Here is a 17,679-nt window from a genome sequence, read left to right on the forward strand (position 1 = left end):
AGCGCGGGCGGGGGTTCGCTCCCGCCCGTTCCCTTTGACCTCCAGAACCGCGCCCCGGATCATTCATGTCCACGACCTCCACAGCCGGCGTCTCGACCAGCAGCGGCGCCAGCTACATCACCTCGACCGCCTCGGGCCTCGACACCGACGCCCTGATCGAGACCGCCGTGGCGCAGAAGACCGCGCGCGCCGACACGATCGACGCCAAGGTCACCGCCAACGAGGCCAAGATCGCGGCCTATGAGGAGATCCAGACCTTGGTCGCGGCGGTGTCCGACGCCATCGAGGGGCTGGCGCTGCCGGCCTATTCCAGCCTGGGCTCCGAAAACGCTTTCGACTCGCGCAGTGCGTCGCTGAGCAGCAGTTCCGGCGAGACCGTCACCGGCCTGGCCGTGGACGTCACCAGCGACGCCATCAACGGCGACTACGAGATCGAAGTCCTGCAACTGGCCCAGGCGATGAAAGTCAGCGCCTCCGCCGGTTCCTCGACCGAGGCCATAGGCGCGGCGGGCGTCCTGTCGCTTGGCGTCGACGGCGGAGAGACGGTCGAGATCACCGTGACCGCGACCACGACCCTCAGCGATCTCGCCAAGGCGATCAACGCCCAGAGCGACAAGTCCGGTGTCCAGGCCTCGCTGATCAAACTGGATTCCTCGACCGTGCAGCTGGTTCTGTCGGCGACCGACACCAACCAGACGATCGTCCTCTCGTCGGTGTCCGGCGACGACGTCGCCCAAGCCATCGGCCTGACCGACGACACGGGCGCCTTCGCCAATGTGCTGCGCGAGGCCCAGCCGTCCATCATCACCGTGGATGGGGCCACGGTGACCCGCGACACCAACGAACTGACCGACGTCATCGACGGCGTCAGCCTGTCCCTGTCGGGCGTCACGGACGGCGTCACCACCCTGACCATCACCACCGATTCCTCGGCGGTGAAGACGGCGATCACCGACTTCGTCGACGCCTATAACGCGCTGAAACAATACATCCTGGATCAGTCGGCCGTCTCGTCGGACGGCGGCGCGGACGAGGATGCGGTGCTGTTCGCGGACTCGGTCATGCGGATGCTGAACTCCACCCTGCAGACCCTGATCAATTCGGGGAGCGAATCCGCCTCCGACGACATCACCCTGTTCAGCGACATGGGCATCACCTGGACGTCGGAAGGCCTTCTGGAAATCAGCGACGAGACGGCGCTGAACGACGCCATCCTGTCCAACCTGGACGCCTTAGAGAGCTTCTTCGAGACCGACTTCTCGACCTCGGACAGCAATCTGAAGATGCTGGCCAACAATACGACCAACTCGCTCGCCTTCACCCTGACTATCGTCACTGACGAGACCGGCGCCATCACCGGGGCCTCGGCGGACGGCGACAGCGGGGCCTTCACCATCTCGGGCTCGCGCCTGGTGGGCGCCGAGGGCTCCATCTACGAGGGGCTCAGCTTCACCCTGTCGCCGGCGACCAGCGGCGACATCTCCATCTCGATTCAGCAGGGCTTCGCCAATCTGCTGGCCCAGACGTTGAAGCAGTTCGACGACAGTTCGAGCAGCCTGATCCAGCAGCGGATCGACTCCCTGACCGAAATCAACACCGACCTGTCGGATCGCTCGGACAAGATCCGCGAGGACGCCGAGACCTATCGGACCCGGCTTGTAACCAAATACGCCAACATGGAAGCCGAACTGGAGGCCGCCCGTCTGCTGCAGGAGCAGATCGCGGCCATCCTCGGCGCGAGTGACGATGATGACTAACGCCGCCTATTCCCGCGCCATCGCCGGCTATCGGGCCGTCAGCCAATTGGCCCTGAGCCCCAGCGACATCGCCCTGGCCGTGCATCAGAAACTCTATGCAGCCGTCAGCGCGGCAAGATCTGCCGATGAGCAGAATCGGCTGGACGAGATGGTTTTTCACCTCGGCGTGGCCAGCCAGATCATCAGCGCCTTGAAACTCCACATGGATTTCTCGGCGGCCGGCCCGGAGGGGGCCAATCTCAAGCGCTTCTACGCTCGGACCCATCGCGACATACGCCGCATGGGAATGCTTCAGAAACGTCACAGAGACTGGTCAATCATTACAGATCCAATTCAGAACATGATTAGATCACTAATCAATATATCAAGATCGTCACAAAGCTTATCTAATAATACAATGCAGTAATATTATCCGTTTGGCACGCACGTTGCTTGGATTTGATCGACCTAACGCAGGTATAGATCATGCATTCGTCCGCACTTCACGCCTTCCATCATCAAGACATCGCACCGAAGGCCGATCGCGCCATCGCGTCAGACCAGGAGCTCTATGAAGCCATGCGCGGCGGCGACGATCTTTCCCTGCGAACCTTGATGGAGCGGCATCGGGGAATGGCGCACGCCGTCTGCCGAAACATCCTCGGCGACGAATGCGAGGCCGACGACGTCGTCCAGGAGGTCTTCTTCTCCCTGTGGAAGCGGGGCGGCTGGACCCCCGGCGACGTGCGCTTCACCACCTGGTTGCACCGGGTGCTGATCAACCGGTCGATCGACCACCGCCGGCGTCGCCGCGACACGCCGACCGAGGCTGACCTGCTCAGCAGCGCGGTCGAGAACTTCGGCGCCGGCGGCGGGCCGGACCCCGAGGAAATGATCGCACGACAGGAGACCAGCGACCGGCTGCGGTCGGCGCTGCTTCGCCTGCCGACGGCGCAGCAGCAGGTGCTGAGCCTGCACTATTTCGAAGACGCGGACGTGCCGGAGATCATGGCGCGGCTGGCGGCCACTGAAAACTCGGTGCGCTCCCTGCTCAAAAGAGGCAGAATGGCGCTCCGGGAAGACCTACGGAAACAGAAGAAGATCTGGACCCATGACCTTGACCGAACTGCACGCCACGCTTGACCGACTGGGTCCCGACATCAGCGCCTGGCCGTCGGTCCTGGCCGAGCCGGCGCTGGACCTGATCTCGATCTCCGACGCCGCCAAGGATCTGTTCGCCGCCGCCACGGAGGCCTCGCTGATCGCCGACGCCCCGGCCGCGCCCCGCTGGCAGGCGACCGCGTCGACCGCCCCCTGACGGGCTGATTTCTACAGGATCGACGCAGAAACGACGGCTGGGCGAAACAATCCAGCCATTACAAGACCGCGGTCCCGGCCTTCTCTCCTCAGCTCCTCGACAGGCTCGCTTCGTCTGTCGTGAAAGAGAGTAGAGCCATGACGCCCCATACACCCGCCATTCTGATCTTTGAGCGCCAGACGACCTTCCCCGACGGCCTGCGTTCGTATCTCTGCCGCGAAGGGTTCGAGATTCTGGACGCGAACACTCCGGACGAAATGGAACAGATCCTATCCGCCCGCGACATTCGCCTGACCCTGATGGACATCGACGACGCGGACCTGAACGCCCTGTCCCTCTGCCGCGACCTGCGGGGCGCCGGCCGCGCGCCGATCCTCGCCACGGGGACGCGTAACACCGTATCGGACCGTGTCGCCGCTCTGGACATGGGCGCGGACCGATATCTGGCCCGTCCGTTCAGCCAACGGGAGCTTCTGGCCCATGTGCGGTCCCTCGCCCGGCCGCTTGCGCACGACGGCGACGTTGGCCAGCCGGGCGACCTGTGTTTCAGGGGATGGCGCCTGCAGCCGACACGGCACAAGCTGTTCACCCCGACGGGCGACGAGGTCGTGCTGACCCATCGCGAGTTCAGAATCCTGTCGGCCTTCCTGGACCAGCCCAGAACCCTGCTCACACGCGCCTTCCTTAAGGAGACGGCCCGGATCGACGACACGGGAAAGACCGCACGGATCATCGACCTGATGATCTATCGCCTGAGGCGCAAGCTGAAACAGGGCCTGCACGGCGCCACCCTGATCCATACGCGGCACGACAAGGGTTATGTCTTCACTGCGGCCGTCGTTCGTCAATAATCTGCAGGCTTAGGACTTCGGACCGGAAACAATATCGCATCACTATAGACACTTAGGCTTCACCCGAGAAACAAGTTCACCGTACAACCGCCACCGGGACCGAGAACTGTAGCCACCGACAATGTCGTCGTCGGGATTTGTGCTCAACATGCTTTCACGGTTCGCCACAGCGGCCGCCATCGCGCCGCTCGTGCTGGCTTCGGCCGCCCATGCCCAGGTCGAAATCTCCTCAGCCAGGAAGACACCGGTTCTGACCTCAACGGCATCCAACGGCTCGGCGGCCGACATCACTGTTTCGGAAGACGGCTCCGTCGTGCTGACGGGCGGCGTCGCCATCACCGGTGATTCCGACAATGACATCGTCCTGGAGGAAGGCTCGCTCATCACCATGGACAAAGCCGAGGACGGCGACACCGGCATCCTGCTGGAGGCCGGCCAGACGGGCGACCTGACGATGGGCGGCGCCATCTCGATCACCGATGATATCGACAGCTATGAGGACGAGGACGACGACGGTGACGCGGACGGCGAATTCGCCAGCGGCAGCGACCGGTATGGCATTCGCGTCGCCGGCGACGGCGTCCGCACCGGCGACATACTGGTGGAGGACACCGGCAGCATCGCGGTCCAGGGCAATGACTCCGCCGGCATATCGATCGAGAGCGAGATGGTCGGGAACCTGACCGTGCTCGGCTCCATCTCCGTAACCGGCGACAACGCCGTCGGCGTCCGGGTGGCGGGAGACCTGGACGGCGACGTGCTGCTGAGCGGCAGTTCGGTGTCGGTGACCGGTGAAAACGCCGTCGGCGTCTCGGTGGAAAGCGCCATCTCCGGCGCCCTTCAGATCCAGTCCTCGGTGTCCAGCAACGGCTACCGATACACCTATCAGCCGACCTCGCTCGCCGACCTCGACGAGGACGACGCGGCGGACGTCGATCTTTCCGACGACAGCCTCTACCTCGAAGATCTCGACGCCGACGACCTGCTGCAGGCGGGTTCGGCGGTTCAGGTCACGGCCAGCGTCGGAGGCGGCATACTTCTGGGCGCCGCCCCTTCCTACGAGGACTCCGACGGCGAGGACGGCGACGACGACCGCGACGGCGTCACCAACGGCAAGGAGGACGACGACGGCGACGGCACGATCAACGCAGACGACGACGATCGCGACGGCGACGGCATCCTGGACGAGAACGAGGGCACATCCTCCCTGACCACCTATGGGGCCGCCCCTGCCCTGGCGATCGGCGCCGCGAGCGACGACATCGTCATCGGCGTCTACGGGACAGGCGACTTGGCCTATGGGCTGATCAACGAAGGGTCGATCACGGCCTATGGCGTCTTCGACGACATCGCGGCGACCGCCGTCCTGATCGGCGGCGGGACGGGATCGACCCTGATCGAGGGGGGGATACTGAACGACGGTTCGATCACCGCCAGCTCCAGCGAGGCGGACGCCACCGCGTTGCGGCTGTCGTCCGGCGCAACGGTCCCGACCCTGGTCAACAGCGGCTCCATCACGGCCACCGCCACGACCGAGGGCGAGGATCTGGCCACGGCCTTGATGATCGACGCCGACGCCTCCCTGCCCGGCATCGTCAACAGCGGGACCATCGCCGCCTATATCTATGGCGAGGCCGGGGACGCCGTGGCCATTCGCGACGCCAGCGGCACGGTGAGCAGCCTGACCAATACCGGCGGCATCTTCAGCTACATCGTCGCGACCGACAACGACGACGACGACGAGACGGACGACGAAGTGATCACGGGCCGGACCATCGCCATCGACTTCTCGGCCAACACGACGGGCGTGACCATCACCCAGGCGGCGGCGGCGAACGACCCGCTGTCCGACTACGACGGCGACGGACTCTATGACGACGAGGACCCGGACGATGACGACGACGGGATCCTCGACGAGGATGATGACGACGATAACGACGATGACAACGACGGCGTCGCCGATGCGTCGGAGCCCTATATCGTCGGCGACATCCTGCTGGGGTCGGGCGCCGACACGGTCGATATCCAGAACGGCTATGTGATCGGCGACATCGCCTTCGGCGCGGGGGCTGACAGTTTCTCGCTCAGCGGCGGCGCCGTCTATCAGGGGGCGCTTTCGGACGAGGACGGCCTGCTCGATATCTCCGTGATCGACGGGGTTCTGCAGGGGCTTCAGGGCGAGACGCTCAATCTGAGCAGTCTGACGGTCGGCGAGAGCGGCGAGATCTATTTCACGATCGATCCCGTCACCGGGACCGTGGGCGACTATGTGGTGGCCGGCGCCGCCGTCTTCGCCGACGGGGCGACGATCAGCATCCACCTCGACTCGCTGGTCGATGACGACGGCCAGACCTTCCAGATCCTGTCGGCCGGCTCGCTGTCCTACGGCGACGTGCTGGGGTCCGACCTGAGCGGCAGTTCGCCCTATATGATCGTTTCGACCCTGTCCGGCGACGAGGCAGCGGGAACGATCGACGTCAACCTGCGCAAGCGGACCACGACGGAAATGGCCCTGTCCGGCGTCGAGACAGCGGCGTACGACGCCTTCTACAGCGCCCTGAGCCGCGACGAAGACGTCATGGACGCCTTCCTGAACCAGTCGACGCACGAAGACTTCATGAACCTGTACGAGCAGACCCTGCCGGATCATTCCGGCGGCACGCTCATGTCTCTGGCCAGCGGGGTCGAGGCGGTGACCCAGGCCCTGGCCGCGCGCAACAACACCGCCGCGGTGGGAGAGGTCAGCGGCTGGGTGCAGGAGATCAACTTCTACGAGGACAAGGACAAGACCGACACCTACGGCTATCGCGCGGAAGGCTTCGGCGTCGCCGGCGGGGTGGAGAAGATGACGAACGCGGGCGCGGTCGGCGTCTCGGTCGCCCTGGCCTCGTCCGACATGGAAGATCCCGAGTCGGAGGCCGAGGAGGAGTTGTCCGCCAACCTGCTGGAACTGGGCCTGTACTGGCGCGCCCAGGGGCATGGCTGGACCGGATGGGCGCGCGGCGCGGTCGGCTACGCCGCCTTCAACAGCACCCGCACCCTGGTTGGGGACGACATCTATCTGAGCACCGACGCCGACTGGGACGGCTATACCCTCTCGACGGCGGCCGGGTTCGCCTATGAACACCGGTTCGGCCGTCTGTCCCTGAGGCCAGAAGCCTATGCCGAATATTTCAGCCTGACGGAGGGATCGCGTCGGGAATCGGGCGGCGGCGACGCCTTCGACCTGGAGATCGACGGCCGCACCGGCCATGTCGCCAGCGCCACCGCCGCCGTGAAGATCGGCTACGGCTTCGGTCAGAACCAGATGTTCCGGCCCGAGCTCAAGCTGGGGTGGAAGCAAATCCTGTCCGCCGAGTACGACGAGACCACGGCCCGCTACATCAGCGGCGGCGAGAGCTTCTCCCTGACCGGCGAACCGATCAGCGGCGGCGGCCCGGTCCTCGGCCTGGGCATGACCATGGCCAACGGCCTCAGTTCCCTGACCCTGTCCGGCGACGCGCAGCTGCTGGAGGACTATGTCCGCTACAGCTTCCTGCTGCGGGCGACCTTCCTGTTCTGATCAGGCGGTGGAATTGCACATGAGGAAAAACCAGTGCAATGAAGTGCAATTTACCGTTAGGCGTTGTTTTAAATAAGGAAATTTTCCGCGCTAAATTGCACTGTGCAACAGAGTGCAATTGTCAGGGGCGGCCGGATCGCAGATCCGGTCAAACGCGCTGGGTGCGATAGACATGTCAAAGACCAAGGCGTGACCATAACACCGATCCCGGGGGCGCCGGTTCGATCGCCGCTTCTATTTTCAACCGACTGAAAAACCGACGATTCCTGTTCAGAATTAGGAGGGCTGCGGCCTCCACCCTAACCCCGTCATCCTCGGGCTTGACCCGAGGATCGGAGGGTCCGCCGCATTGCGTCAGCTCCGGGCGCACAGCCCGATCCGCGTCTGATCCTCGGGTCAAGCCCGAGGATGACGGAGTGTGGGAGAGGGTCACGAAGAGGCGGGGGCGGCAGCCGCTCCCCCCGGAGCGAGTGAGCAGAACCCGGATCAGCTATCGGCTTGCCGGGCAACTGAGGGGTGTTTACCGCGCCCCACACTTCCTGGCGGTCGTGACCGAAAGGTCGGCGATGTGACGGTGCGGCGATTTCGAGTTTCGACCCATTGCGGACGTTGGGTGGACGCTCCTTTGGGGGCCATGCGAAGCTAAGCTATGACCGCACACACAATCACGAACGAGAACTACGGTGAGGCGCTGGATGCCATAAGGGACATCCTCTTGCTCTACGTAGACATGGCCGAGTCGTACTCGGGCTTCGGACATGCGACGGACGTCAACGTGCGGTTCGACCCTCTCAAGTTTGTAGACGCGGAACTGATCAATCCACCAGGATACGCGCCGCTCGTAGACATAGCCTTCCTACGAACCGGATCTGCGGTCGCAATCCTCTGCTCTCTGTACGACGAGTGGTGCGAGTTCGAAGCCGTTGTTGGTCAGCAGTTCAAAGACGCGATCCAAGCCGGGCGACTACGGTTGGTTCCAGACATTGATCGCGTGGCGAGAGAGGCGCTTGAACGCGGAGATATGCGCCTCGAGGACCCGTGGTTCGATGAGGCTGTGGAGCCGATCTACCAGCGCCATGTAGTCGGCTACTTCGAAGCGCTGTCCAAGATGCACCGGCGAGAGGGTGGAGACGGACACCTTGCCAAGTAGGGTCCGCTACCCACCCATAGCGGACGATCACCACGTCCGCTTTCGGGCGAGCAGGCCAATGTTTCGTTTGCGACCGGGCGCAAATAGCCCTTCCCGACCCGTTGCGGACATTGATCCGGTATCGCATTGTCCAGCCCATGGCACTGGATGACCTCGAAGGCATCGTCGTCGCGAGCGGCAGTTGGCTCTATGACGGCACAATCTCCAAACGCACGCTCGTGATCGCCAGAAACTACGATGTGAAATGGGCGACCTATCAAGCCGATGGGCTGCTTGAAGAAGGTGAGCTTCCAGCAGAGACGGGACCAGATGGTCTCTACTATTACGTCTCAGGGACCGGGCCATTTTCCAACGTCGATGCCGCCAAGGAGTGGACCGAGCAGGCGTGGGGGCCGGTTGTCTGGGACGAATAGATAGGTCTGCTAACCACCACTGGGCAGCACGTCGGAATGTCCGCTTCCTGCAGCCGCGACCTAAGGATGACGGGGGCGAGGTGAAGACTAGTCTTCCCTCCGAGCATGGGCCGTCAAGAGCCCCTCCACGACGCTTCGCCCTCCTCCCCGCAAGCGGGGAGCAACCCTGTCCGTTCTCCATTGGCCTCCCGCTTTCGTCATTCCGGGCGGAGCGCAGCGGAGACCCGGAACCCAGCGGCGCCGAAGGCGAAATGGTTCAGCCGCACGATGCTGGACCACCGAGTCCGCGACAGTTTCGCGCTCTCGCGCGCCGCTGGGTTCCGGGTCTGCGGGCCAAGCGGCCCTTCGCCCGGAATGACGAAAGCAAACAGGCGTGACCTTCCCGATAGCCGTCTCGGGCGCCATTCGATCGGGTGGTGGTCCAGGTTGAAGACGCACAGCAACCACTCGCCGCCGCCCCCTCGCCGACGCGAGAGGACGGGGGAGCGGAGCCGGCGATCAGCTGTCGGCCTGCCAGCCGCCGGCCAAGGCCTTGAACAGGGCCACCTGATAGGTGGTGACCAGGGCGTCCGACTGGGCCAGGGCGGCGTCGGCCGAGGCCTGGGTCCGTTCGGCGTCCAGCACCAGCAGGAAGCTGTCGGCGCCGGCGTTGAAACGCTGACGCGACAGGTTGGCGGCGCGGGCGGCCTGGTCGCGCGCCTCGGTCAGGGCCGCGCGGCGGTCCAGTTCGTTGGCGTAGTTGCTGAGGGCCGTCTCGGTTTCCTGAAGGGCCGTCAGCACCGTCTGGTCGAAGGTGGCCAGGGCGGCGTCCGAACGGGCGCCGGCCGCCTTGATCTGGGCGCGGGCGGCGAAGACGTTCGGGAACGACCAGCTGATCAGCGGACCAAAGCTGAAGCGGAAGTTCTGATCGTCGCTCAGTTCGTCCGATTCCAGCGCCGTGGAGCCGACCGAGCCCCCGAGGCTGATCTGCGGGAAGAGGTTGGCGGTAGCCACGTTCACGCGGGCGGCGGCGGCGGCTAAATCGGCCTCGGCCTGACGCACGTCGGGGCGACGCGCCAACAGGGCCGCGCCGTCGCCGACGGGGATCGGCTGGCTGAGTTGCGGCGGCCGGACGCAGGCGGCGGCGGCCTGGCTGGCCTCGGCGGGCGTGACGCCCGTCAAGGTGGCCAGGCGGAACAGCGCCTCGTTCCGCGACGCGCGCAGGGTCGGCAGGGTCGCCGCCGTCTGGGCCAGGGCCGCGCGGGCGCTGGCCACGTCCAGACCGGTGCCCACGCCCTGATCGAGCAGGGTCTGGGTCAGGTTGGCGGTGTTGCGTTGCAGACCCAGGGTCCGTTCCGCCACGGCGATCTGGGCGTTGGCGGAACAGGCGTCGGCATAGGCCCGGGTCGTCTCGGCGGCCACCGTCACCTGCACCGAGGCCAGGGCGGCTTCCGCGGCCCGGGCGTCGGCGCGGGCGGCGCGGATCGTCGATTCGACGCGGCCGAACAGATCGACCTCGTAGGACGCCTGAAGACCGACGTCATAGGTGTCGATCTCGGGCGCCTTGCCGTCGGCTTCCAGCACGGACGACGTGGCGGCCGAGGCGCGGCTGCGCTGGGCCTGGGCGCTGGTCGTCGTGGTCGGGAACCGGCCCACGCGGGCCTCCGACAGCGACGCCCGGACCGCGCGCAGATTGGCGAAGGCGGCCTCCAGCTCGTTGTTCTGGGCGAAGGCCTGCTGGATCAGGCCGTCCAGCACCGGATCATTGTACAGCCGCCACCAGTCGTCCCTGGCCTCGGCCGTCGAGACGGTGGTCGAGGCGGAGCCGATGAAGGCGCCCGTGCCCGCCGGGGGCAGGTCGGCGGCGGGCGCCCGGGGCCCGACCGCGCAGGCGGCGAGCAAGGCGCTCGCGGCCGCCGCAGTCAGGAAGTTCAGCGTCTGGGTTCGGGTCATCAGAGGTGGCCTCCCTGGCCCGTCGCCGGAGCCGGCGCATCGGGATCGGTCAGGTTGGAAGTTTGATCGTAGCGGACAGTTTCCGCGCCGGTCGGTTTGGGCTTCGGCGTCTTGCCCTGCGGCAGTTTCGACGACATCCAGCGCGTCACGACATAGAAGACCGGCGTGAAGATCAGGCCGAAGAAGGTCACCCCCAGCATGCCGGAGAAGACCGCCGTGCCGAGCGACTGACGCATTTCCGCGCCAGGCCCGGTCGCCAGCATCAGCGGCACGACGCCGAGGATGAAGGCGAAGGAGGTCATCAGGATCGGACGCAGGCGGGTCTTGGCCGCAGCCACGGCCGCCTCGAACCGGTCCATGCCCTCGTCTTCTTCCGCCTGTTTGGCGAACTCGACGATCAGGATGGCGTTCTTGGCCGCCAGGGCGATCAGGACGACCAGGCCGATCTGGACCAGGATGTTGTTGTCCAGACCCCGCAGGTTCACGCCGACGATGGCCGCGAGCAGACACATCGGCACGATCAGGATGACCGCCAGCGGAAGCGTGAAGGCTTCATACTGGGCCGCCAGCACCAGGAAGACGAAGACCACGGCCATCAGGAAGATCATGGTCGCGCCCGATCCGGCCGCCTTCTGCTGGTAGGCCAGCTCGGTCCACTCGTAGGTGAAGCCCTGCGGCAGGGTGCTGGTCGCCATCTGCTCCATCACCTGAAGCGCCTGGCCGGAGGACACGCCCATGGCCGGGTTGCCCTGCAGTTCGGACGCCGGGAACAGATTGTACCGGACCACCCGCGACGGACCCGAGTCATTGACCAGGTTCGCCACCGAACCGATCGGCACCATGGCCCCGCTGGAAGAGCGGGTCTTCAGGTTGGCGATGTCGGCGATGTCGTCGCGATACTGCGGCTCGGCCTGGGCCGTCACACGGTAGGTGCGACCCAGCAAGTTGAAGTCGTTGACGTAGGACGAGCCCAGATAGACCCCCAGGGTGTCGAACACTGCGCTGGGCTGGACGCCCATCATCAGCGCCTTGTCACGATCCACGTCGGCCTCGATGCGCGGCGAGCCGGTGTTGTAGGTCGAGAAGACCTGGCTGACCTGATCCGGGGCCTGGGCGGCGGCGCCCATCATGGCGAAGGTCGCCCCCTCCAGCGCGCGGTAGCCGGCGCCCGAGGTGTCCTGGATCATCATCTTGAAGCCGTTGCCGTTGCCCAGACCCTGAACCGCCGGCGGGGCGATGACGAAGATCTGCGCGTCCTCGATCTGACCGGTGGCCTGGGTGATGGCCCCGGCCAGGGCCGTCGCGGCCTCTTCCTTGGTCCGCTCCTCGAAGGGGCTGAGACGCACGAAGATGGTGGCGGCGTTGGAGCCGAACGAGAAGCTGGCGCCGTCGAGGCCCGCGAAGGCGACGGTGCCGTCCACGCCCCCGGTGCTCCGGATGATGTCGCTGGCGCGCTGCATCACCGCCTGGGTGCGGTCCAACGAGGCGCCGGCCGGCAGTTGGATGACGCCGATCAGATAGCCCTGGTCCTGCTCGGGAATGAAGCCCGAGGGGGTGTCGACCAGACGCCAGGCGGTCAGGCCCAGCAGGCCGGCGTAGATGATCAGCACCAGGCCGACCGTACGCACCAGACGCGCGGTCAGACGACCGTAGCGATCCGACAGCCAATCGAAGCCTTCGTTGAACTTGCGACCGCCCCAGCCGCCGTAATAGACGACGGCGCCCAGAACGCCCGGCTTGCGGACGTTCTCGTGGTCCTTCTTGTGCGGCTTCAGCAGCAGGGCGGCCATGGCCGGCGACAGGGTCAGGGACACGAACAGCGAGATCACCGAGGCCGAGGCGATGACCACGGCGAACTGGCGATAGAAGATGCCGGGAATGCCGGGGACAAACATGGTCGGCACGAACACCGACACGAGCACCAGGCCGATGGCGATCAGGGCGCCCGACACCTCCTGCATCGATCGATAGGCGGCCTCCTTGGGCGACAGACCTTCGGAGATGGCCCGTTCCACGTTCTCGACCACGACGATGGCGTCATCGACGACGATGCCGACGGCGAGGACGAGCGCGAACAGGGACAGGGAGTTGATCGAATAGCCCAGGGCCAGCTGCACCGCGAAGGTGCCGACCAGGGCGACCGGGATGGCCACGATGGGGATGAGGGCCGCGCGCCAGGTCTGCAGGAAGACCATGACCACGATCACCACCAGAACGATGGCCTCGACCAGGGTGTGCTGAACCGATTCAACCGATGCGGCGACGAATTCGGTCGGGTTGTAGGGTACGGAGATCTGCATGCCGGCCGGAAGCTCGGCCTTGACGGCCTCGACCTCGGCCAGGACCCGTTCGGCGGTGCCCAGGGCGTTCGCCCCAGGCTGCTGGACGACCGCCAGACCGACCCCGCGCTCGCCGTCGAAGAAGCCGCGGATGCCATAGTCCTGGGCGCCCAGCTCCACCCGCGCGACGTCGCGCAGATAGGTGACGCGGCCGTCGGCGTCGGTCTTGAGGACCACGTCCGAGAACTGTTCCGGATCGGTCAGACGTCCCTGGACCTGGACAGGCAGCTGGAAGGCGGAGGCGTTGTTCGGGAAGGGCGGCTGGCCGATGGAGCCCGCCGCAGCCTGGACGTTCTGAGCCTGCAGGGCGGCGACGATGTCGGGGCCGGTCAGGCCACGCTCGGCCGCCTTGGCCGGATCGATCCAGATCCGCATCGAATAGTTGCCGCCGCCGAAGACCTGGACGGCGCCCACGCCCTCGAGACGAAGCAGACGGTCCCGCAGATTCGAGTTGCCGTAGTTGCCGACATAGTCGTTGCTGAGCGAACCGTCGGGCGAGGTCAGGCCCAGGACCATCAGGAAGCCGCTCTCGGCCTTGTTGACCACGACGCCCGTCTGACGGACCGCGTCGGGAAGACGAGGTTCGGCCAGGGAGACGCGGTTCTGGACCAGGACCTGGGCGGCGTCGAGATCGGTGCCCGGCTGGAAGGTCACGGTGATGGCCACCGCGCCGTCCGAGGTGGACGACGAGGTGATGTAAAGCATGTTCTCGACGCCGTTCACCTCCTGCTCGATCGGGGCGGCGACGGTTTCGGCCAGGGTCTCGGCGGAGGCGCCTGGATAGGTGGCGTTGATGGTGATCGTCGGCGGCGCGATCTCCGGATACTGCGACAGGGGCAGCAGCGGATAGGCGAAGACGCCGACGATGGTGATCACCACCGAGATCACGGCCGCGAAGATCGGCCGGTCGATGAAGAAACGGGATATGTTCATGGCTTAGTCGCCGGTGGAAAGGCTGTTGGCGAACGAGGCGCTCGAGGCCGGGGCCGCCTGGGTGACCGGAACGTCGGACGCCTGTTCGGCGACGGGCGCGATGCGGCCGTTCTTGGCCGTGACCTTGGAGCCCGGCTGAGCCGCGCGCTGGAGGCCGGCGATGATCACGCGGTCGTTCGGAGCGAGGCCCGACTTGATCACGCGCAGACCCTGGACGATCGGACCCAGTTGCACGACCTTGGCCGTCACGGAGCCGTCGGCGTTGACGACCGAGACGACGCGACGCGACTGGTCGGTGCCGATGGCCGTATCGGGCACCAGCAGGGCGTCGTAGGAGCCGGCGCCCGCGACCTGGGCGCGGCCGAACAGGCCGGGACGCAGGAAGCCGTCGCCGTTCGGCACGATGGCGCGCATGCGGATGACGCCCGAAGAGGTGTCCAGCGCATTGTCCGAGAAGTCCAGCCGGCCGGTGCGGGTGAAGCCGCTCTCGTCCTGCAGGCGGATGCGGACCGGGGCGCCGTTGCTGGCGCCGCCGTCACGCAGATACTTCAGCAGGACCGCTTCCGAACCGTCGAAGACGAAATGGATCGGACCGCCCGAGATGATGGTGGTCAGGACGTCGCCGGCCGACGAGCCGCCCGCGACCAGATTGCCCGGATCGACGCGGCGGTCCGAGACCCGACCCGAGGTCGGCGCCGTGACCCGCGTATATTCCAGGTTCAGCTGCGCCGTGCGCGCCGCCGCGTTGGCCGCCGCGAGGTTGGCGACGGCGGCGTCGACGGCCGCCTTGTTGGAATCGTATTCAGCCTTGGACACCGCCTGCGAAGCCAGCAGGCTTTCGCTGCGCGCCAGATTGGCGCGGGCCAGCGTCAGTTGCGACTGCATCTGTGCGACCTGGGCCTGAGCCTGCGCCAGCGCGGCCTGGGCCGGGCGGGGGTCGAGGGTGAACAGCAGTTGGCCGCGCTGGACCATCTGGCCGTCGCGGAAATGCACAGCCTGGACGTAACCGCCGACGCGCGCGCGCACCTCGACGCTTTCGACCGCCTCGAACCGGCCCGTGAATTCGTCCCAGTCCACCACCTTCTGCTGCAGCGGCGTGGCCACTGTCACGGGAGGCGCGCCTTGCGCCTGCCCTTCAGCTTTTGGGGAACATCCATAAAGCGCACCCGTCACCATGACGGATACGGCAGCAATCTTCAGCCCGCGCATCTGCGCAATCTCCCTATCGGAGTAAAATCCCACCCGTGCGGACACAGACCGATGGGGAGTCGGCCCTTGTCAACGCGTGGTGACTTAATGGGGATGCTCGTAACGCTTGTCAACAGGCGTTGACAAAGCCATATGTGATCTACGGTTATTCATCTGTGGAGTGTCATCCCCTTGTTATGTCCCGGCCCACGCCCGAGAAACGCTGCGGCGACCCGCACTGCCATTCTCGATGCAGCGCGCGATCGATTCGCGGCCGAGAGCTATGACGACGTGGGCATGCGCGATATCGCCCGCGACGTCGGCGTCGATGCGGCGCTGATCAGCCGCTATTTCGGATCAAAGGACGACCTGTTCCTGGCTGCTCTGGACAGTTGCAGCGACGGCAGCACCCTGATGTCGGGCGAGAAGTCCGAGTTCGGCCGACGGGTCGCGCACGAGATCGTCTTCGAACCCAAGAAGGCTGAAAAGCTGAAGGGCATGTCGATCATGCTGCGGTCGATCGGCTCGGCCAAGGCGTCGGAAATGGTGCAGACCACCTGCACCCAGCGCTTCTTCGGCCCGCTGGAGGAATGGCTCAGCGGACCGAGCGCCACGGTGCGCGCGCGACTGCTGGCGGGCTTCATCATGGGCATGTCGGTCAGCCGCGAGCTGGGGGGCGGCAGCTTCAATATCGAGCAGGCCGAATGCGAAGAGATGCGCGACCGCCTGGCGCCCATACTCCAGTCCCTTATCGACGGCTGACACAGCGGCGGACATGAAGAAGGGCGCGGAGGCCAGCCCCGCGCCCTTCGTCTTGTCCAGTCCTGGACCTCAGTGCGACGCGGTCGTGGTCACTTCCGCTGTCGCCTTGGTGCGGGCGCAGGCGATGGCGAAGACGGTCAGGCCGATATAGCCCGCCATCGGCACCAGGAAGGCCGGCTGAAGCGCGCCGGCGGCGTCGGCGATCCGCGCCGCCACCTGAGGCAGCAGAGCGCCGCCGATGATGCCGAAGACCAGCAGACCCGAGGTGGCCGAGGTCGGAGCGGTCGACCGCTCCAGCGTCAGGGTGAAGATGGTCGGGAACATGATCGAGTTGAACAGACCGATGGACAGGACGGCATAGGCCGCCGTCGGGCCGCCGATCTGGCTGACCAGCAGGCACAAGGCCGCAGCGGCGACGGTGCAGAAGGTCAGCACCACGCCGGGCGAAACACGAGACAGAACCCAGGAACCGATGAACCGGCCGACCATGGCGCCGCCCCAGTAGAGGGCGACCATCTTGCCCGCCGTCTCGATCGGGGCGTTCAGGATGTCGGGGCTTTCGAGGAAGTTGGTCAGCATGCCGCCGATCGCCACCTCGGCGCCGACATAGAGGAAGATGGCCAGGGCGCCGAAGATCGCCCAGGGCGAAGACAGGGCCTTCAGCGGCGAAACCGCCTCGGTCGCGGCCGGAGCCGCCGCATTGATCTTCTTGCGGGCGGTGAAGATGAAGAAGGCCACGACCGCGAAGAAGGCCCCCATGCTCAGGAAGGCCATGTCGATGCTGCGCAGCGACTGGCTGCGTGTCGCAACTGTGACCACGGCGCCGGCGGCGAAGACGCCCCCCGTCAGCAGGACGTGTGAGCCCAGCCACGGACCGACCGTGGTCCCCAGGGAGTTGAAGGCCTGGGACAGGTTCAATCGGCTGGACGCGCCCTTGCGGCTGCCCAGTTCGGCGACCAGCGGATTGGCCGCGACCTGCAGCAGGGTGACGCCCGAGGCGATCACGAACAGGGCGATCAGCACGCCCGGATACCAGTCGGCGGCCGTGGCGGCCGGCACGATCAGGCAGCCCGCCACCATGACGATCAAGGCGCCGATGATCGAACGGCTATAGCCCAGCCGGCCCAGAACCGCCGCCGCAGGCAGTGACATCAGCCCGTAGGCGATGAACCAGGCGAAGGTGGTCAGAAACGCCTCGGCGTTGTTCAGGTCGAACACCCGCTTCACCGCCGCGATCAGCGGATCGATCAGCGAGGTGGCGAAGCCCCAGGCGAAGAACAAAGTGGTGATATAGGCGAAGGCCAAGCCTGTGCCCTGGCGCTTTGCGCCCTCTGATGCGGACATGAATTCCCCCTGCTCGATAAGATCAAAGAAGCGCCGCGCTTCCCGCGCGGTTCTAGCCGTCTTGGTTCGGGCATCCGGCGAGCCCCGTCCAGCCGAAAAATCGCTTCTGTAACCAAACTTTGGCGCGTTCTCGGGGAACGAACCAAAAAAA

The 17,679-nt window shown here is 65.8% G+C and carries 13 protein-coding genes; 9 read left to right on the plus strand and 4 right to left on the minus strand.

The features are described 5' to 3' along the window. The first annotated feature begins 65 nt into the window (after positions 1 to 65). From fliD to H2037_RS09695, 8 genes are all read left to right on the plus strand, one after another. Positions 66 to 1,757: a flagellar filament capping protein FliD gene (gene fliD / locus H2037_RS09660; protein WP_292120889.1), complete on the plus strand. Its 1,692-nt coding sequence runs from the start codon at positions 66 to 68 to the stop codon at positions 1,755 to 1,757. Beyond that, positions 1,747 to 2,163 carry a flagellar protein FliS gene (locus H2037_RS09665; RefSeq protein ID WP_292120892.1) on the plus strand — a complete coding sequence of 139 codons (417 nt, stop codon included), beginning with the start codon at positions 1,747 to 1,749 and terminating at the stop codon, positions 2,161 to 2,163. Before fliD ends, H2037_RS09665 begins: the two co-directional genes overlap by 11 nt. Positions 2,164 to 2,222: 59 nt before the next feature. Further along, positions 2,223 to 2,879: a sigma-70 family RNA polymerase sigma factor gene (locus tag H2037_RS09670; RefSeq protein WP_292120895.1), complete on the plus strand. Its 657-nt coding sequence runs from the start codon at positions 2,223 to 2,225 to the stop codon at positions 2,877 to 2,879. Beyond that, positions 2,848 to 3,054 carry a hypothetical protein gene (locus tag H2037_RS09675; RefSeq protein ID WP_292120897.1) on the plus strand — a complete coding sequence of 69 codons (207 nt, stop codon included), beginning with the start codon at positions 2,848 to 2,850 and terminating at the stop codon, positions 3,052 to 3,054. The genes H2037_RS09670 and H2037_RS09675 overlap by 32 nt, the downstream gene beginning before the upstream one ends. 137 nt (positions 3,055 to 3,191) lie before the next feature. Further along, positions 3,192 to 3,905 (plus strand): response regulator transcription factor, encoded by a 714-nt coding sequence (locus tag H2037_RS09680; protein ID WP_292120900.1) that lies wholly within the window; start codon positions 3,192 to 3,194, stop codon positions 3,903 to 3,905. Between the two features lie 148 nt (positions 3,906 to 4,053). Beyond that, on the plus strand, positions 4,054 to 7,467 hold the full coding sequence (locus H2037_RS09685; protein WP_292120903.1) for an autotransporter outer membrane beta-barrel domain-containing protein: 3,414 nt from the start codon (positions 4,054 to 4,056) through the stop codon (positions 7,465 to 7,467). Between the two features lie 649 nt (positions 7,468 to 8,116). Then, entirely contained in the window at positions 8,117 to 8,617 is a 501-nt protein-coding gene (locus H2037_RS09690; RefSeq protein ID WP_292120905.1) for a hypothetical protein, read from the plus strand. Positions 8,618 to 8,754: 137 nt separating this feature from the next. Beyond that, positions 8,755 to 9,030 (plus strand): hypothetical protein, encoded by a 276-nt coding sequence (locus H2037_RS09695; protein ID WP_292120909.1) that lies wholly within the window; start codon positions 8,755 to 8,757, stop codon positions 9,028 to 9,030. A gap of 498 nt (positions 9,031 to 9,528) precedes the next feature. Here H2037_RS09695 and H2037_RS09700 read toward each other — a convergent pair whose 3' ends face one another. The 3 genes from H2037_RS09700 to H2037_RS09710 are packed head-to-tail and all read right to left on the minus strand — an operon-like array spanning position 9,529 to position 15,344. Then, positions 9,529 to 10,962 carry a TolC family protein gene (locus H2037_RS09700; RefSeq protein ID WP_292120911.1) on the minus strand — a complete coding sequence of 478 codons (1,434 nt, stop codon included), beginning with the start codon at positions 10,960 to 10,962 and terminating at the stop codon, positions 9,529 to 9,531. After that, positions 10,962 to 14,234 carry a multidrug efflux RND transporter permease subunit gene (locus tag H2037_RS09705; protein WP_292120914.1) on the minus strand — a complete coding sequence of 1,091 codons (3,273 nt, stop codon included), beginning with the start codon at positions 14,232 to 14,234 and terminating at the stop codon, positions 10,962 to 10,964. Before H2037_RS09705 ends, H2037_RS09700 begins: the two co-directional genes overlap by 1 nt. Positions 14,235 to 14,237: 3 nt before the next feature. Continuing rightward, positions 14,238 to 15,344, minus strand: coding sequence for an efflux RND transporter periplasmic adaptor subunit (locus H2037_RS09710; protein WP_292120916.1), 1,107 nt, complete (start codon positions 15,342 to 15,344; stop codon positions 14,238 to 14,240). A gap of 270 nt (positions 15,345 to 15,614) precedes the next feature. Between H2037_RS09710 and H2037_RS09715 the strand changes: the two genes are divergently transcribed. Continuing rightward, positions 15,615 to 16,184: a TetR/AcrR family transcriptional regulator gene (locus tag H2037_RS09715; RefSeq protein ID WP_292120919.1), complete on the plus strand. Its 570-nt coding sequence runs from the start codon at positions 15,615 to 15,617 to the stop codon at positions 16,182 to 16,184. A 69-nt stretch (positions 16,185 to 16,253) separates the two neighbouring features. Here H2037_RS09715 and H2037_RS09720 read toward each other — a convergent pair whose 3' ends face one another. After that, positions 16,254 to 17,528 carry a sugar MFS transporter gene (locus H2037_RS09720; RefSeq protein ID WP_292120922.1) on the minus strand — a complete coding sequence of 425 codons (1,275 nt, stop codon included), beginning with the start codon at positions 17,526 to 17,528 and terminating at the stop codon, positions 16,254 to 16,256. Between the last annotated feature and the right edge of the window lie 151 nt (positions 17,529 to 17,679).

Source organism: Brevundimonas sp., from assembly GCF_013912065.1.
GTDB lineage: Bacteria > Pseudomonadota > Alphaproteobacteria > Caulobacterales > Caulobacteraceae > Brevundimonas.